Source organism: Nitrospira sp. ND1 (genome assembly GCF_900170025.1).
GTDB lineage: Bacteria > Nitrospirota > Nitrospiria > Nitrospirales > Nitrospiraceae > Nitrospira_A.
Window position 1 is genome coordinate 1,692,945 of record NZ_FWEX01000006.1, and the last position, 15,945, is coordinate 1,708,889.

Here is a 15,945-nt window from a genome sequence, read left to right on the forward strand (position 1 = left end):
ACCGGCCGGCCGGTTGCGCTCCTACCGTTTTGCGCTATCCTTTTCAATAATCACCGATCGCTCCACTCACGGGACCGTCCACAACAAGCCCGGGCGAAGGGTCGTTAGGCACCATGGCAACCGTTCACCCAGGCACAGCAACATCTGCGTCCGCCATCGCTTCGCCGCTGGATTCGACGCAGGCGGTCGTCTGCCCCTTTTGCCAAACCCTCACCCCTTGCGCGCCTGTTGCCGGTGTCCCCCTACATCAATGTCCCTGTCCCTCCTGCAACGAAAATCTGCTGATTCTCAACCCGGACGGGCAACCAGCCGATGAGGACATGGTCACCCCATCGTCGGCCGGCGGGTCTGATGCCACCGACATGTCACGGCGTCTCGTAGGTCTCGCTGTGGCTCTGCTGGCCTGTGTCTTGAACTATGCACTGCTGGCCGGCATGGCGTCCTGGATGTTCAATCAGATCAAATCGACGCATGATCCCTATGACATCGATGAATTGACGCTCTCCCCGATTATCTTGAAAGCCAACGGTTGGACAGCGCTTCACCTCGCAGCGGCACGAGGAGATCTGTCCGAGGTGACGTCGCTGCTGGAAGACGGGAGCCCGGTCGACCGACACAATAACAATGGACGAACGGCCTTGTTCGAAGCAGCAACGCGCGGGCAGACACCGGTGGTCACGGTGCTGCTTCAATATGGAGCCAATCCCAACGCGAAGATGAAGCAAAACATGACCGCGCTGCTGACGGCGGCTGAACACGGACATGCCGACACCATTGCCGTGCTCCTGTCCAACAGCGCCGATCTCAATGCGCTGTGCACCTGTGGCGATTCAGCGCTACACCGGGCCGTACGGAAAGGGCATCTGGCTGCCGCTCAAGTCCTGCTGGAGCAGGGCATCGCTGCAAACCAAAAGAGCCATGGAGAGACCGCCCTTGAGATCGCGCAGCATGACGAGGATCGGGAATTGATCGAGCTGTTGCGCGCGCACGGAGGCAGAGAATTCTCCCAGGCCAAGGCCCATCGTGCCCAAGGCGTAGCCTTCCAGAAGAAGGGGCAGGTCGATAAGGCGCTTTTCGCATACGCCGAAGCCCTGAACCTGGACCCGGATGACCCGGAAGCCTATTTCGACCGCGGCACCGCGCTGCTCGAAAAGGACTCCCCGGATGAAGCACTCATCGCCTTTCACGCCGCGATCCGCCTCAATTCAACCTTCCTCGAAGCCTATAGCGCCGCGGCCTCGGTACACGTCGCGCGCCGACAGTGGGACCAGGCCTCAGCCTTGTGGGACCGATACCTGGCACAACGGCCACAGGACGGCCGCGCCCATTTTGAACGAGCGATCGTCAAACGGTCGAAGGGGGACAGCAAGGGTTTCTTGCAGGAACTGCAACAGGCCTGCACCTTCGGGCATCGGGCGGCCTGCTGAACCATGACCACCACCGACGCGCAGAGCGAGACCGCCGACCACTCCCCAAGCGTCACCTGCAATCGCTGCCTCGGTCGCTATCGGATTCGCGACGCACGTCGATTGACGGGTAGATCCCGAAGCCTCTGCCCGACTTGCGGGGCACGATTCGCCGTCGTGGTCGCCGCGCCTGCTGTAAATCAACGGCAGATTGAAGTACAGGTCCCTTCGCCGGTGCGCTTCCAGCCTCCGGCAACCGACGCCCCTGAATCCACTCCCTCAATGCAACGCGGGTCCTTTCACGGAGCCGGCGGCACCTTGCTGGGCATGCAGATCGTCAACGTCTGCCTGACGATCGTCACCCTTGGCGCCTACCACTTTTGGGCCAAGGCGAAGATCCGCCGGTACCTGTTCAGCCAAACCTCATTCGCGGGAGACCGGTTTGTCTATCACGGCACCGGAAAAGAACTGTATCAGGGGTTCTTGAAAGCGATGGTGGTCTTCGGCATTCCCTATTTTTCGTTAGGCGCCGCGCAGAGCTTTCTGACCCTCCCGCAACCGGTCGACGTCCTCTTACAAGCGATGGCAGCTCTGGTGCTGTTCCTCTATGTCCCGGTCGCCATCGTCAATGCGCGGAGGTATCGCTGCACGCGCACCTCCTGGCGAGGCATCCGATTCTCGTTTCGAGGACGAACAGCGAACTTCCTGAAGCTCTATCTCAAAGGGTGGCTCTTCACCGTTCTGACCCTGGGCACCTACTATCCCTATTTCCAGACGCAGCGGCAGGCATTTCTCCACTCCCACACCTATTTCGGCAATCAGCAGTTCCGGTTTACCGGACACGGATCGGGCCTGATGGTGCCCTTTGCCGTCACCCTCTTCACCACCTACGCGGTACTGTGCCTGTGCGGCCTCGCCCTGGCCCTCCAGTTGACAAACGCCGGGCTCACGCTGCTCCTGATTCCCTTCGTACTCGGTCCGGTGTGGGTGTGGCTACTCGGGCAAAAGCAGAAGTACTACTGGGATCACACCACGTTCGGCGAGGCACGATTTTCATCCAGCATCACCTGGCAAAAACTATCCGGCCTCTACCTCGGCAACCTTGCTCTCTTGCTGCTCACGCTGGGGTGGGCCTGGCCATGGGTCACCGTCCGGAACGCCCGCTTCTTCACCGGCACGCTTTCGTTGCAGGGTGTGACGGATCTCGATCGCGTCCTGCAAGACACCACCGAAACATCCGTCACCGGCGAAGGCCTGTCGAACCTGCTCGACACTGGCTTCGATATGGACTAACCCGCATGCCTGCCAGCCGGAGCGCCTACTATCTCGACGGTCGCACGGCCACGCGCCATCGTGTCACCCTCACAGTCACCCCCGCGACCCTGCACATTGCGATGCCCGACGGCAGTGCCAAACAATGGCCCTATAACGGGATCCGTCAGACGCAGGGCACTTACCGCGGCGAGCCGGTTCGCCTGGAATTCGGGCCTGAACCGGCCGAAGCCATCGTCGTTTCCACAGCCGCGTTGCTGAGGGACATTCACGGGGTGGCACCGGCTCTCGCACGGCACTTCCATAACCCGGCCATACGACACGCGCGCATCGGTTGGACCCTCTGTGCCGCAGTCGGCGTCGCTCTCATGGTCGTGGGTCTCTATCGATGGGGCATCCCCGGTATCGCCTCCGCCGCGACGCCCTTTATACCCGTAGCGTGGGAAGAATCACTGGGCCGGCAGATCGTCGCACACCTTGCGCCGGAAACACAGCAGTGTCGCAATCCGGAGCGACTGCGCAAACTCGACCTCATCGCGCAAACGCTGGCCGCCACACATCCTGAGTCCCCCTATCGGATCACCCTCTCCGTCGTCGATGACCCGACCGTCAACGCATTCGCCGCACCGGGCGGCCGGGTGGTGATTCTCCGCGGCCTGCTGGAACGCACAGCCAGCCCGGATCAACTGGCCGGCGTGCTCGCCCATGAACTCCAACATATCTATCAACGCCATACGACTAAGGCCATTCTGGAACAGACAGCCGCCACGCTGCTGCTGACCGCCGTCTCCGGCGACATGTCCGGCGGGCTCGCCTGGGGCCTGGAGGGGGCTCGCACGATGGGTTCGTTGCACTATAGCCGTACTCATGAAACGGAGGCCGATCTCGAAGGCCTTCGTATGATGCAGGCCGCCAGCCTCGATCCCGCCGCCATGATTGCCTTCTATGGAACCATGGAGAGAGGTGCCCAGGATCAGATCGGGCCGCCTGCCTTCCTCTCCACCCATCCGGACATGGGGGAACGGCTCGCCAGGCTCATCGCACTGGCCGGCCCTCCTCCGTCCGACGCGCAACGGCTTCTTCCCGGAGAAGACTGGAAAGATATCCGTACACTCTGCCGCCTACAGGCAGGCGGGCGTTCCGCCTCAGCCTCCCCCGAGTTGTCTTAGCCCCGCGATTCCGCTGCTCACAGATCCGATGGCCTCTGGTATAATCCACCGACTTATGGGCCCCATGTATGCGCGTCCTCGTCATTGAAGATGAAACCAAGGTGGGCTCCTTCATCAAGCGAGCGCTTGAGGAGGAGAGTTACGCCGTCGATCTCTGCGAGGACGGCGCGCAAGGCCTCGACATGGCCTTGAGCGGCAGTTACGACCTCATCATGATCGATCTCATGCTGCCGAGCCTACCCGGGCTGGAAGTGCTCACACGCCTCCGCAAGGAAAAGATTCAGACTCCCGTGCTGATCCTGACGGCGCAATCGAAAGTGGACCAGCGGGTCAAAGGATTGGACGCCGGCGCGGACGACTACCTCACAAAGCCCTTCGCCATCGATGAATTGCTCGCGCGTGTCCGGGCTCTGTTACGACGCGGCACGGCCGAATCCTCCGGCACACTCCAGATCGACGATCTCCTGCTCAATCCGGCCACACGCGAAGTCACACGCGGCGGACAACGCATCGAGCTGACGGTGAAGGAATATGCGCTGCTGGAATATTTCATGCGCCATGCCGGACGGGTGCTGACTCGTCCCATGATTTCCGACCATGTCTGGAATCAGGACTTCGACACGTTCACCAACGTGATCGACGTCTATGTGAACTACTTGCGGAATAAGATTGATCGCGGACGCGCTCGAAAGTTGATCCATACGATTCGAGGGAGTGGGTACATGCTCAAGGTGGACTGATGCCGCTTCGAGTCCGGCTCACACTCTGGTACGGAACGGCCCTGGCCCTCATCCTGCTGACCTTTTCCGTGGTGCTCTATACGATCACAGCGCGCGGCCTCCGGGATCAAGTCGATGAGTCGCTGCAAGAAACCGCATCGGCAGCCGTGCGTTCACTGGAGAAGCGCGGATTTCTCCCCTTGATCGACGAAGACGCGCTGTTGAGCCAATTCCCCGAATTGACCCGCATCGACAAATTCTTCCAGATCTTCAGTCCTACCGGCACCATCACCATCCGCTCTCCCAACATCCGGCAACACGACGTGCCATTGAGCCGCCACGCGCTGGAAGCCGCCTTTACGGGCAGCACCGTCTTCGAATCGGCCAGGTATCCCAACGAACCTCCTCTCCGCCTGGTCTCAGTTCCCATCATCTACCGCGGCTCCCTGCTCTATATCGTGCAAGTCGGCACCACCCTGGAAGGTGTCGAAGAAACCCTTCGCCGGTTCTTGCTCGTCCTCGTGGTCATGGCGCCGATCGCTCTGGTCGTCTCATTGGTGGGAGGATGGTTTCTGGCCGGACGCGCCCTTCGGCCCGTCGATTCCATTACCATCGCAGCGCAACGCATTGCCGCAGGCGACCTGACACAGCGCCTGACCTCAGAACGCTCCACGGATGAAATCGGACGACTCACCGACACCTTCAACAACATGATCGCGCGCCTGGAAACCTCCTTCGCGCAAATCCGGCAATTCAGCAGCGATGCCTCGCACGAACTCCGGACCCCGCTGACCGTCATGAAGGGCGAAAGCGAGCTGGTCCTCCGTCGTCCTCGTCCCGTCGAAGACTATATCGCCGTCCTGGAAAGCAATCTGGAGGAAATCGACCGGATGTCGCGCATCGTCGAGGAACTCCTCTTCCTCTCGCGGGCGGATCTGGGCCAGGTCAAAACAGAATGTGAGCCGGTTCGCCTGGAAGCCTTGGTGGAAGATATCCAGCGTCAAGCCTGCCTGCTCGGTCAAGAGCGTGGGGTAGACGTGATCATGGGCACCATTCAACCGGCAACCGTCCGTGGCGACGAACTCCGCCTGCGGGAACTCATTCTGAACATCGTCGACAATGCCGTAAAATACTCCTACCCGCAGGGCACGGTGGATATCGATTTGCTGGTGGAAGGCCCCACGGCGCGCCTTTCAGTGCGGGACCACGGGATCGGCATCCCCCAGGACGCGCACAAACAAATTTTTGACCGGTTCTTCCGCACCGACGACGCACGCTCCCACACGAAAAAGGGGACCGGGCTCGGCCTGGCCATCTGCGCCTGGATTGCCGAGGCGCACCATGGACACATCGAGGTCCAGAGCGAAGTCGGCAAAGGGTCGACCTTCACCATCGTGCTGCCCCTTGCTCCTCCGACAGCTTAACAACTTCTAATCCCTCGTTAATTGGTTTCTCATCCACGGTTGCTACCTTCCAGAGTGTCTGCTGCGGGATCTCTCCCGAGCACACCAATCACCGACTTCAGGAGGAGGAGCCCCATGAAACGACCTACGCAGTCCGTCAGTGCCATTGCCGGCATCGCCGCCCTGGGCGCTGCCTTATTATGGAGTTATCTCCCGCTGACCACTTCACACGCCTCAAATCCGTCACCAGCGGCTGAGGAGCGCCCGGCGACGATGACGGGAATCTTGCCCGCAGCCGGATTTGCAGATGTCGCCAAGACGGTCACACCGGCCGTCGTGAACATCACCACGAGCGGCGCAGAAGAAGTGGCTGATTCCACACGCCCGCGCGGCCGGATGGAAGACTTTTTCGGATCGCCGTTCGGGCCGCGCCGGTTCGGGCCGCCGATGGAGCCCCTGGAACGCCGTGGCGGCGGGCAGGGATCGGGCGTGATCGTCACCCCCGACGGATATGTACTGACGAACAACCACGTGATCGCCGGAGCGAAGACCGTCACCGTCACGCTTCCGGACAAGCGGGAATTCAAAGGGCGCATCGTCGGCAGTGACCCCAAGAGCGATATTGCCGTGATCAAGATCGACGGCACTCAGCTTCCGACAGTGACGTGGGGCGACTCCAGCCGCCTCCAGGTCGGTGAATATGTGCTGGCTGTCGGGAACCCGTTTGGTTTGAACTCCACAGTCACCCTGGGCATTGTCAGCGCCCTCGGCCGCGGACACATGGGAATTACGCAGTACGAAGATTTCATTCAGACGGATGCCGCGATCAATCCTGGCAACAGCGGCGGCGCATTGGTGAACACCAGAGGTGAGTTGATCGGCATCAACACCGCGATCTTCTCTCAGACCGGCGGCTACCAGGGCGTCGGCTTCGCCGTCCCCACGGGCATGAGCAAACCGATCTATGAGAGCCTGGTCAAGACGGGGAAGGTCGTACGCGGGTACCTGGGCGTCGGGATACAGGATCTGAATCAGGAGTTAGCCAAGTCGTTCAACGTCAAAGGAAGTAACGGCGCGATCGTCACCGATGTAAAGGAAGAGGGACCTGCAGACAAGGCCGGCCTCAAGCAGGGAGACGTGATCCTGTCCTTTCAGGGAACTCCGATCGAAGATGCCGTCACCCTTCAGCGCGCCGTTACAAGAAGCTCGGTCGGCAGCAAGGCGACAGTCACCGTGATGCGAGAGGGTCGTGAAAAGGACCTGACCGTCACGATCGGTGAACTGCCGGACAACCCGCAGGTCGCTAAGGCGGAGGCCGGTCCGTCGGAACAGCCGCTGGCCGGACTGGCCGTGCAGGAGTTGGACCGGGAAACTGCCCAGGAGCTCGGGATCAAAGGCAACATTCACGGCGTCGTCGTCACGACCGTCGATCCAGAGAGCGACGCGGAGCGCGCCGGGTTAATGCCGGGCGACGTGATCCGGGAGATCAACCGCAAACCAGTCACCTCGATGAAGGATTTCGATCGGGCCGCATCGGACCTCAAGAAGGGACAAACGGTGTTGGTGCTGGTGAATCGGAGAGGCGCGTCCCTATACCTCAGCGCCAAGATCTAAGCGCGTCCGTATAGAGCGGGGCAGGCGACTGGTGAGCGCAGGCTTATCGGTAGCCTGCCCCTGATTTCTTGGGCATGAGGAGAGTCGGAGCAGCGGGCACAGCAGTCGGCGCGTCGGCCCGCACAACCGGCTGGGCAATCAGATCATAGCCGGCCACATCGGTAACGGTGACCGAAATAAACTCTCCCGGCTTCCCCGCGCTGCGATCACAGAAGACCACCCCGTCAATCTCAGGCGCCAACCCTTCATGTCTGCATTCCAGCAGACGGTCCGATTCTTCAGAGATCCCATCCACAAGGACTTCCATCGTACGACCAAGGTAGTCACGGTTCTTGGCTTCTGAAATGGATTCCTGCAGAGCCAGCAGCTCATTGCGGCGTTCTTCCATCACCGCCTGATCAACCTTCCGGTCGAGATCGACGGCCGACGTGCCCTCTTCATCAGAATAAAGAAACACTGCCACACGATCGAATTCCATATCGAGGATGAATTGCTTCAGCTCCTCGAACATGGCATCGGTCTCACCGGGAAACCCGACGATAAACGCCGTTCTGAAAAAGACGCCGGGAATCTTGGTGCGGATGCGTTCGACCAGCTTGGTGACGTGTTTGCGGTCTCCCAACCGGTGCATCCGCTTCAGCATGCCGTCGCTGATATGTTGCAACGGCATGTCGAGATACTTGGTGATATGCGCCTCTCCGGCATACAGATCCAGCAACTCGTCTGTTACCTGTTGCGGGTACAGATAGAAGGGCCGGATCCAGCGCACATCCTTCACCGTCACCAGTTCCCGAAGCAACGCCGTGAGCCCCTGCTTCAATCCGAGGTCCACCCCATAATTGATCGTGTCCTGGGAAATCAGGTTGAGTTCCTTCACCCCTTCCTGAGCCAACCGTCCCGCCTCAGCCACAATCGATTCAATCGGGCGGCTGCGCTGCTTGCCCCGCATGATGGGAATCGCACAGAACGCGCAGTTCCGGTTACAGCCTTCGGCAATTTTCAAATAGGCGCTGTGGGGAGTCCCAAGACGGATGCGCGGGGTCTCGGCATCATACAGATAGGGCGGTTGCCCAATCCAGAGTCGCTGCTGACGAGCTTTCGGCGCCAGCAAACTGCGACAGATCTCCGCGATGCGCCCGAACTCGCCCGTTCCCACGACGCCGTCCAGCTCAGGCAATTCTTTCAACAGTTCGCCCTGGTACCGCTGCGCCAGACACCCGGCGGCGATCAGGACGCGGCAGGATCCGGACTTCTTCAACCGTCCATGTTCGATGATGCTGTTGATCGACTCCTGCTTCGCCTCCTCGATGAAGCCACAGGTATTGATGATAACGACTTCCGCGGCGCGCGCGTCGCCCGTGAGTTGAAAGCCTCCGGCGACCAATGTGCCGAGCATGACTTCGGAGTCCACCTGGTTTTTTGAACAACCGAGGTTCACGAAGCCGATCGTGGGTTTGTTGCGTTTCACCCGTGATGGGGTAATCAATGACGAGGCCATAATTTGGCAGTCTACGAGACGCCGGAAAACTCTGTCAAACGAGCTCTCTTGCTATTCCCTCTGCAGCTATCCTAAATTGAGCGCATGATCCGGACATTTCAGGGCATCACACCGACCATCCCGCAGTCCTGCTTTATTGAAGAGACCGCCGTGGTCATCGGCGACGTCGTCATGGGCGAAGAGTGCAGCGCCTGGTTTCATGCCGTCATTCGCGGCGATGTGAACTACATTCGCATCGGGCACCGCACGAACGTGCAGGACCTCTGCATGTTGCATGTCACACACGACACGCATCCGCTCATCATCGGCGACGACGTCACCATCGGGCACCACGTGGTCCTGCATGGCTGCACCATTCAGAACCGCGTGCTGGTCGGAATGGGCGCCATTATCATGGACGGAGCGGTCATCGGGGAAGACTCGGTAGTCGGTGCCGGAGCATTGATCACCGAAGGCACCGTCGTTCCGCCCAAGAGTCTCATCCTGGGCTCACCGGCCAAAGTAAAACGCCCCGTTACCGATCAGGAACTCGCCTGGATCCGAGAGTCGGCGCAAAACTACATCCGCTATTCCCGCCAGTACCTCTTTGGTCCCGACAAACCTCGCCCCGGATTCTGGGTCTAGTACGATCCACGCGCATGGCCGCCTTCGACAGTTCGCTTCTCACCCCAGCCGCATGAGACAAATGGGATCACCCACCGTCGGTGAGGCATACGTGCGCTGGTCGATCCGGTAACGGATACGCCGCCGATGGCACCACTCGGCAACCCATACGGCCTCCTCCACCGTCGTCGTCACCGATCCCGGAATTATCAATCGACTCAAGCACCGATCTACCAATATGGCAACCGTGCGCTGCTGAGGCAGAAATTTTCGCGCATCGAACGTCACCGGATTCGCGCGACCGTAGGACAGCGCCGATAACTCGGGGAACCGTTCGGGATCGTTCAGGACGCTGACCAGCCAGAGATGATCCACCCGGTCTTTCACCGATCCGGCATCCAGATGATGAAACCGGATCGGGAACCCGGCACAGGCGCGATTGAGAACCAGCACTTCCTGCCTTCGTAGATTACAGGCCAGCACATGTCGCCCGAGATCCAGGCTTTCCATGAGAAGGAGCGGAATCTCAGCCACCCCCGCGCCCACATATAGACTGGTGCCGCCCGGCTGTAGTCGCGGCAGGAGCGCCTTCGCCAGCTTCAGACCAAGCCGCTGACAAAGTCCGCGCTTCGCCGCCCAAAACTCATCCCCGCCTTCGTCACAATAAATCGGACCCAGTCGAGCGTAGTCGAGGCGCGCGAAGACCTCCCTCATCGCCCGCCGAGCGGCCGTCCCCACGTTCATCAGTTTACGGGCCATGATGCTCCACACCGGCCACACCTGTTGCCGCGATACCTGCGCCAACGACTACTGGGCTCATAAGATTGAGAGTTAACCTATCTCGCGTGTCGCTCGATTGACGGCAATGCGCATATCTGACGTTCGCCGCGACTGGACACTACCGAGGACGCCGCCAGGGCCTGCGCCTTCCACCACGGCACGGCGCCGTCACCATCGCAGGGGCCCGCTCTGCGCCCCCACCTGTGGATGGTTGAGAAGCCGCGCCATCACTGGCTACGCGACAATTTCTGTGCCGATACCCTTGTGGGTGAAGATTTCCAACAGAATGGCATGGGGCGTGCGGCCATCGATGATGTGCGCCTTCCCCACCCCCCCGGCCAAAGCATCCAGGCAGGCGTGAACTTTGGGTAACATGCCCTCGCTGATCGTGCCGCGCTTGACCATCCGCTGCACGTCTTTGCGGGAGACCGTCGGCAGGTGGCGACCATTGGCATCGCGGATGCCCTTCACATCGGTCAACATCACGAGTTTTTCCGCCTTCAATGCTGCGGCAATCGCGCCGGCCACGAGGTCGGCGTTGATGTTGTACGTATTGCCTTCCCGATCCGTTCCGATCGGCGCGATGACAGGGATGTAATTGTCTTCCTGGAGCTTCAAGAGCAGCGTGGGATCGATCGATTTCACGTCGCCCACAAACCCGAAATCGGCATCCGAATCATCCGAATCGAGGTCCTTTTCAATGCTTTCCGCCCAGGCCTTCGCCGTCAGCGGCTTGGTCAACATCAACCCGCCGTCCTTGCCGCTGAGTCCGACCGCTTGTCCGCCGTGTCGATTCAAGAGGTCGACGATTTCCATATTGATCCGGCCGGCCAGTACCATCTCCACAATTTCCATCGTGGCCGCGTCGGTCACTCGCACCCCGTGCCGAAACTTCGCGACCATTCCCAGTCGATCCAGCATCTGATCGATTTGCGGCCCCCCGCCATGCACGATCACGGGGTTGAGCCCGACATACTTCAGCAACACCACATTCTGGGCAAATCGCTCTTTCAGGGGCGCATCGGTCATCGCATGCCCCCCGTACTTGATGACGACCGTCTTGCCCTTGAAGGTGCGGATGTAGGGCAGGGCCTCGATCAGCACGTCCGCTTTCTTAATCAATTTGTTCATGCGCTCCCCCCGTCCAGCCTGCCGCTTACAGAATATAGCGGCTCAAGTCTTGATCCTTCACAATATTCTGCAAGCGCTCCCGCACATACCCGGCGTCCACGACGATGGTCTTTTCGTTCATCTCGGACCCTTCGAACGACACCTGTTCCAGCAACCGCTCCATGATCGTAAACAGCCGCCGGGCGCCGATGTTTTCCGTCCGCTCGTTGACCTGTACTGCCGTCGCCGCAATCTCCGCCAATCCGTCATCCGTAAACTCGACGGTGAGCCCTTCTGTCGCCATCAACGCCTGATACTGACGCACCAGCGCACCTCGCGGTTCGGTCAGGATACGCACGAAGTCGTCTTTGGTGAGCGGCGCCAACTCGACACGGATAGGGAACCGGCCCTGCAGTTCGGGAATCAAATCCGACGGCTTGGCGACATGAAACGCGCCCGCGGCGATGAAGAGAATATGGTCGGTCTGCACGGCGCCATGTTTCGTGCTGACCGTGGAACCTTCCACAATCGGCAGTAAGTCGCGCTGCACCCCTTCGCGGGACACATCCGGTCCCATCGCGCGCTCACGCCCGGCGATCTTGTCGATCTCATCCAAAAAGACAATGCCGGTCTGCTCGACCTTCGTGATGGCCTCCCGAACGACTTCGTCCATGTCGATCAGCTTTTGCGCTTCTTCCTGGGTGAGATGCTTCAGCGCATCGGGCACTTTCATCATCCGTTTCTTTTTCTTCCCTTGAAACATGCCGCCCAGCATGTCGCGCAAGTTCCCTTCAAGATCCTCCATGCCGCCGGCATTGGAAATCACCCCCAGCGGCAACGCTCGTTCCTTGACCTCTACTTCCACAGATCGCTGATCGAGTTTGCCCTCGCGCAGTTGCAGACGAAGCTTGGATCGCGTGGCATCCGGCGATTCGGTCGGCTCCGAAGCATCGGCACGCGCCCCGGAAGGTTCAAATCCAGGCGAAGCCGGACGGGACGGTGCACCAGGCAACAGGAGATCGAGGAGTCGCTCTTCTCCAAGGCGCGACGCCTTCCCCTGCACCTCTTCCAAGTGTTTGGTCTTCACCAAACTGATGGCCAGCTCGGTGAGATCACGAATAATCGATTCGACATCCCGGCCGACATACCCGACTTCGGTAAATTTGGAGGCCTCCACCTTGATGAAGGGCGCTTCGGCCAATTTCGCCAGGCGTCTGGCAATTTCGGTTTTCCCCACGCCGGTCGGCCCGATCATGATGATGTTCTTCGGCATGACCTCATCACGCAGCTCAGGAGCCAACCGCTGACGGCGCCAGCGGTTACGCAGGGCAATGGCGACCATACGCTTGGCATCGTGTTGACCGATGACATAGCGGTCCAGCGCTTCAACGATCTGGCGGGGCGTCAAGCTATTCACATTGAGGGGACGGGACGTCAATTCGGTCGTCATAGCAGGCAGATCCTAACGCGAGAGTGATTCGATCACAATCTGTTGGTTCGTATAAATGTCGATCCCGCCGGCGATCATCAGGGATTCCCGCACGACCTGTTCGGCGACCAGTTCGGAATGTCCCAGTAATGCACGAGCAGCGGCCAGTGCATAGGGTCCGCCCGACCCAATGGCCAAAATGCCGTCCTCGGGCTCAACTACATCTCCGGTTCCGGAAATGATGAAGGAGTGATCGAGGTCGGCAACGGCCAGCAATGCCTCCAAGCGCCGCAACACACGATCGGTCCGCCACTCCTTCGCCAGTTCCACGGCGGCCCTCGTCAGGTTTCCCCGATACTCGGCCAATTTGGCCTCGAACTTTTCAAACAGGGTGAAGGCATCGGCCGTCGCGCCGGCAAACCCCGCCAGCACCGTATCGCCGTGCATACGGCGCATTTTCCTGGCATTGTGCTTCATGACCGTAGTGCCGACCGTGACCTGTCCATCACAACCCATCGTCACCTGACTGTCTCGCCTCACACACAGCACCGTCGTGGATCGAATAATCATCGAGACCCCTTCTGCTTGATGACTTCGCTCGCCTCCGTGGTACGCACGGCACGAGGGTGAGTGCGATCGTATAACGCGAGCAGTTGGTCCGTCGCAAGATGTGTATATTTTTGTGTCGTACTGAGCGAGGCATGTCCAAGCATTTCCTGAATGGCACGCAGATCGGCGCCTTCATCCAGCAAATGCGTGGCAAACGAATGGCGCAAGGTGTGAGGATGAACCGCGCCTCCGGTCAGCTGCCGCGAATACTTGGCCACAATGCGCGCAATGGTTCTGGTGGTCAATCGTCCTCCGCGGCGGTTTCGAAAGACGGCCACGGGATCCGACGATTGCCCTGAGGACGGTCCCGCCACCATCGAGATCTGCGCGTGGTAGGCATCGATTGCCTCCAGGGCAATGCTGCCCAGCGGAATGACCCGTTCTTTCCGCCCCTTCCCGCGCACGCGCACCAGTCCTTCGCTCCGGCTGATATCGTCGCAATTCATGCCGACCAACTCGCTGACGCGAGCCCCCGTGGAATACAAGGTCTCGAGGATCGCACGATCCCGTACCCCTTCCCGCTCCGTTCCACCGGGGAACTCCATCAACGCACCGGCATCGTCTTTCGTGAGGACCTGGGGAAGGTGCTTGGGAAGTTTCGGGGCGCGCACATCCTCTGCGGGGTTCACTTCCAACTGCCCGATGCGCACCAGATACCGGAAGAAACTGCGCAGACAGGCCAGCTTTCTCGCCAACGAGGTCTTCTTTTCCCCCTTGCGATCACGTGCGGCGAGAAATTCGCGAATCAGAGCCGGTGTCACCGCGTGAGGAGCCAGCGGCCCGCCCGGCTTCAGCACCCCCAGCGCGAAGGCGTGGAACTGAGCCAGGTCGGACGCATAGGCACGAATAGTTTGGGGGGACGCGCTCTGCTGGACAGAAAGGACGTCTAGGAAAGTCCGGATTGCGCGATCCATGCGTCAAAATCCTCAACAGCTCGTTGCTGGATGAGACGCCGCTTCTGATCCTTGTCGCGCGTCTTGACGGTGACAGGCGGGAACAGCCCGAAGTTCGTATTCATCGGCTGAAAATGGGCCGGATCGCTCTTGGTAATATGCGCAATCAAACAACCGTGGGCGCTGTTCGGCGGCGGAGTCACCAACGGCTGGTCCGCCAGGCCTCGCGCCGCATTGATGCCTGCTATCCCTCCCATCGCGGCCGACTCGGTGTACCCTTCGACCCCGACCAATTGTCCGGCAAAAAATACGGTGCCACGGGACTTGAGCTGGAGCGTCTCGCGCAGCAATTGCGGCGAGTTGATGAAGGTGTTGCGATGGAGACTGCCGAGCCGTAGAAATTCGGCATTCTCCAGCCCCGGAATGAGACGAAACACCCGTCGCTGCTCCGGATACGTCAGTTTGGTCTGAAACCCGACCATGTTGTAACAAGTCCCATGCGCGTTCTCGGTACGAAGCTGCACCACGGCGTAGGGGCGCACGCCTGTCTTCGGATGCTCCAGCCCGACCGGCTTGAGCGGTCCGAACTGCATGGTCTGCCGACCACGCTCGGCCATGACTTCAATCGGGATACAACTTTCAAAATAGGCAATTTTCTCGAACTCTTTCGGCTGGACCTTCTCGGCCGTCATCATCGCGTCGTACAACGCATTGTACGCAGCTTCATCCAGCGGGCAATTGAGGTAATCAGCCCCCCCCTTGCCGTACCGTGACGCACGATAGACGATGTCCATGTTGATCGACTCCGCATCGATAATGGGCGAAATCGCGTCAAAGAAATAGAGATGCCGCTCGTGCGTCAATTCGCTGATGGCTTTCGATAACTTTTCCGACGTGAGCGGACCGGTCGCGATGATGCAGACGGCGTCCTGCGGGATCTCCGTGACTTCCTCACGCATGATCCGGATGTTCGGATGCCCCTCCAGCGCCTGCGTGATCACCCGGGCGAACTGCTCGCGATCGACCGCTAACGCCGAGCCGGCCGGCACACGCGCCTCCTCCGCCGCACGAATCACTAGCGAGTTCAGGCGACGCATCTCCGTCTTCAGAATGCCGGGCGCATTGAGCGGATCGGCGGATCCAAGGGAGTTCGAACAGACGAGCTCTGCCAGATCACCTGTCTTATGTGCTTTGGTCATCTCTTTGGGGCGCATTTCGTAGAGCGTCACCTTGGCGCCACGATTCGCTGCCTGCCAGGCGGCTTCTGTGCCGGCCAGACCACCCCCGATGATCACGATGTCTTCACGCATGAATGGGAAACCTTTGAAAAGATGGAAGGAGGCCCATTGTAAGAATCGCCTTTTCTCGATGTCAAGAAACGGGAAGCAGACCAATCGGCAGGCCTGCCGGAAAAGGCCCTCTGAGTTTGTTGCTCCTTTT

General features: G+C 60.0%; 14 protein-coding genes. 7 read left to right on the forward strand and 7 right to left on the reverse strand.

The features are described 5' to 3' along the window. The first annotated feature begins 113 nt into the window (after positions 1-113). The 6 genes from NSND_RS12625 (at position 114) to NSND_RS12650 (ending at position 7,583) form a co-directional block, all read left to right on the forward strand. On the forward strand, positions 114-1,427 hold the full coding sequence (locus NSND_RS12625; RefSeq protein WP_080879342.1) for an ankyrin repeat domain-containing protein: 1,314 nt from the start codon (positions 114-116) through the stop codon (positions 1,425-1,427). A gap of 3 nt (positions 1,428-1,430) precedes the next feature. Continuing rightward, the gene (locus NSND_RS12630) at positions 1,431-2,699 is read left to right on the forward strand and encodes a YjgN family protein (RefSeq protein WP_080879343.1); all 1,269 of its coding nucleotides are present in this window, start codon (positions 1,431-1,433) and stop codon (positions 2,697-2,699) included. Positions 2,700-2,704: 5 nt separating this feature from the next. Then, positions 2,705-3,847, forward strand: a complete 1,143-nt coding sequence (locus NSND_RS12635) for a M48 family metallopeptidase (RefSeq protein WP_080879344.1) — start codon at positions 2,705-2,707, stop codon at positions 3,845-3,847. A gap of 68 nt (positions 3,848-3,915) precedes the next feature. Further along, on the forward strand, positions 3,916-4,587 hold the full coding sequence (locus tag NSND_RS12640) for a response regulator (protein ID WP_080879345.1): 672 nt from the start codon (positions 3,916-3,918) through the stop codon (positions 4,585-4,587). Further along, complete coding sequence (locus NSND_RS12645) at positions 4,587-5,990, forward strand: sensor histidine kinase (RefSeq protein WP_080879346.1); 1,404 nt, start codon at positions 4,587-4,589, stop codon at positions 5,988-5,990. The genes NSND_RS12640 and NSND_RS12645 overlap by 1 nt, the downstream gene beginning before the upstream one ends. Before the next feature lie 114 nt (positions 5,991-6,104). Then, positions 6,105-7,583 (forward strand): DegQ family serine endoprotease, encoded by a 1,479-nt coding sequence (locus NSND_RS12650; protein WP_080879347.1) that lies wholly within the window; start codon positions 6,105-6,107, stop codon positions 7,581-7,583. A gap of 43 nt (positions 7,584-7,626) precedes the next feature. Here the strand turns inward: NSND_RS12650 and rimO are convergent, their stop codons facing one another. Then, positions 7,627-9,081 (reverse strand): 30S ribosomal protein S12 methylthiotransferase RimO, encoded by a 1,455-nt coding sequence (gene rimO / locus NSND_RS12655; protein WP_080879348.1) that lies wholly within the window; start codon positions 9,079-9,081, stop codon positions 7,627-7,629. Positions 9,082-9,165: 84 nt separating this feature from the next. Between rimO and NSND_RS12660 the strand changes: the two genes are divergently transcribed. Then, a complete protein-coding gene (locus NSND_RS12660) occupies positions 9,166-9,705 on the forward strand; it encodes a gamma carbonic anhydrase family protein (RefSeq protein ID WP_080879349.1) in 540 nt (179 codons plus the stop codon). A 39-nt stretch (positions 9,706-9,744) separates the two neighbouring features. Here NSND_RS12660 and NSND_RS12665 read toward each other — a convergent pair whose 3' ends face one another. From NSND_RS12665 to trmFO, 6 genes are all read right to left on the reverse strand, one after another. Then, complete coding sequence (locus NSND_RS12665) at positions 9,745-10,443, reverse strand: hypothetical protein (RefSeq protein ID WP_080879350.1); 699 nt, start codon at positions 10,441-10,443, stop codon at positions 9,745-9,747. A gap of 255 nt (positions 10,444-10,698) precedes the next feature. Beyond that, positions 10,699-11,595: an acetylglutamate kinase gene (gene argB / locus NSND_RS12670; RefSeq protein ID WP_080879351.1), complete on the reverse strand. Its 897-nt coding sequence runs from the start codon at positions 11,593-11,595 to the stop codon at positions 10,699-10,701. Between the two features lie 25 nt (positions 11,596-11,620). Further along, positions 11,621-13,024, reverse strand: a complete 1,404-nt coding sequence (gene hslU, locus NSND_RS12675; RefSeq protein WP_080879352.1) for an ATP-dependent protease ATPase subunit HslU — start codon at positions 13,022-13,024, stop codon at positions 11,621-11,623. A gap of 12 nt (positions 13,025-13,036) precedes the next feature. Then, positions 13,037-13,573 carry an ATP-dependent protease subunit HslV gene (gene hslV / locus NSND_RS12680; RefSeq protein ID WP_080879353.1) on the reverse strand — a complete coding sequence of 179 codons (537 nt, stop codon included), beginning with the start codon at positions 13,571-13,573 and terminating at the stop codon, positions 13,037-13,039. Further along, positions 13,570-14,526: a tyrosine recombinase XerC gene (locus NSND_RS12685; protein WP_080879354.1), complete on the reverse strand. Its 957-nt coding sequence runs from the start codon at positions 14,524-14,526 to the stop codon at positions 13,570-13,572. Before NSND_RS12685 ends, hslV begins: the two co-directional genes overlap by 4 nt. Next, the gene (trmFO, locus tag NSND_RS12690) at positions 14,499-15,815 is read right to left on the reverse strand and encodes a methylenetetrahydrofolate--tRNA-(uracil(54)-C(5))-methyltransferase (FADH(2)-oxidizing) TrmFO (RefSeq protein WP_080879355.1); all 1,317 of its coding nucleotides are present in this window, start codon (positions 15,813-15,815) and stop codon (positions 14,499-14,501) included. The genes NSND_RS12685 and trmFO overlap by 28 nt, the downstream gene beginning before the upstream one ends. Positions 15,816-15,945: the final 130 nt, after the last annotated feature.

Bases quoted from the DNA above. Each gene is read 5' to 3' on its own strand.
- NSND_RS12625 (WP_080879342.1), top strand. From the start codon at position 114: ATGGCAACCGTTCACCCAGGCACAGCAACATCTGCGTCCGCCATCGCT.
- NSND_RS12660 (WP_080879349.1), top strand. From the start codon at position 9,166: ATGATCCGGACATTTCAGGGCATCACACCGACCATCCCGCAGTCCTGC.
- hslU (WP_080879352.1), bottom strand. From the start codon at position 13,024: ATGACGACCGAATTGACGTCCCGTCCCCTCAATGTGAATAGCTTGACG.
- NSND_RS12650 (WP_080879347.1), top strand. From the start codon at position 6,105: ATGAAACGACCTACGCAGTCCGTCAGTGCCATTGCCGGCATCGCCGCC.
- trmFO (WP_080879355.1), bottom strand. From the start codon at position 15,815: ATGCGTGAAGACATCGTGATCATCGGGGGTGGTCTGGCCGGCACAGAA.
- NSND_RS12685 (WP_080879354.1), bottom strand. From the start codon at position 14,526: ATGGATCGCGCAATCCGGACTTTCCTAGACGTCCTTTCTGTCCAGCAG.
- argB (WP_080879351.1), bottom strand. From the start codon at position 11,595: ATGAACAAATTGATTAAGAAAGCGGACGTGCTGATCGAGGCCCTGCCC.
- NSND_RS12645 (WP_080879346.1), top strand. From the start codon at position 4,587: ATGCCGCTTCGAGTCCGGCTCACACTCTGGTACGGAACGGCCCTGGCC.
- NSND_RS12640 (WP_080879345.1), top strand. From the start codon at position 3,916: ATGCGCGTCCTCGTCATTGAAGATGAAACCAAGGTGGGCTCCTTCATC.
- hslV (WP_080879353.1), bottom strand. From the start codon at position 13,573: ATGATTATTCGATCCACGACGGTGCTGTGTGTGAGGCGAGACAGTCAG.
- NSND_RS12635 (WP_080879344.1), top strand. From the start codon at position 2,705: ATGCCTGCCAGCCGGAGCGCCTACTATCTCGACGGTCGCACGGCCACG.
- NSND_RS12630 (WP_080879343.1), top strand. From the start codon at position 1,431: ATGACCACCACCGACGCGCAGAGCGAGACCGCCGACCACTCCCCAAGC.
- NSND_RS12665 (WP_080879350.1), bottom strand. From the start codon at position 10,443: ATGGCCCGTAAACTGATGAACGTGGGGACGGCCGCTCGGCGGGCGATG.
- rimO (WP_080879348.1), bottom strand. From the start codon at position 9,081: ATGGCCTCGTCATTGATTACCCCATCACGGGTGAAACGCAACAAACCC.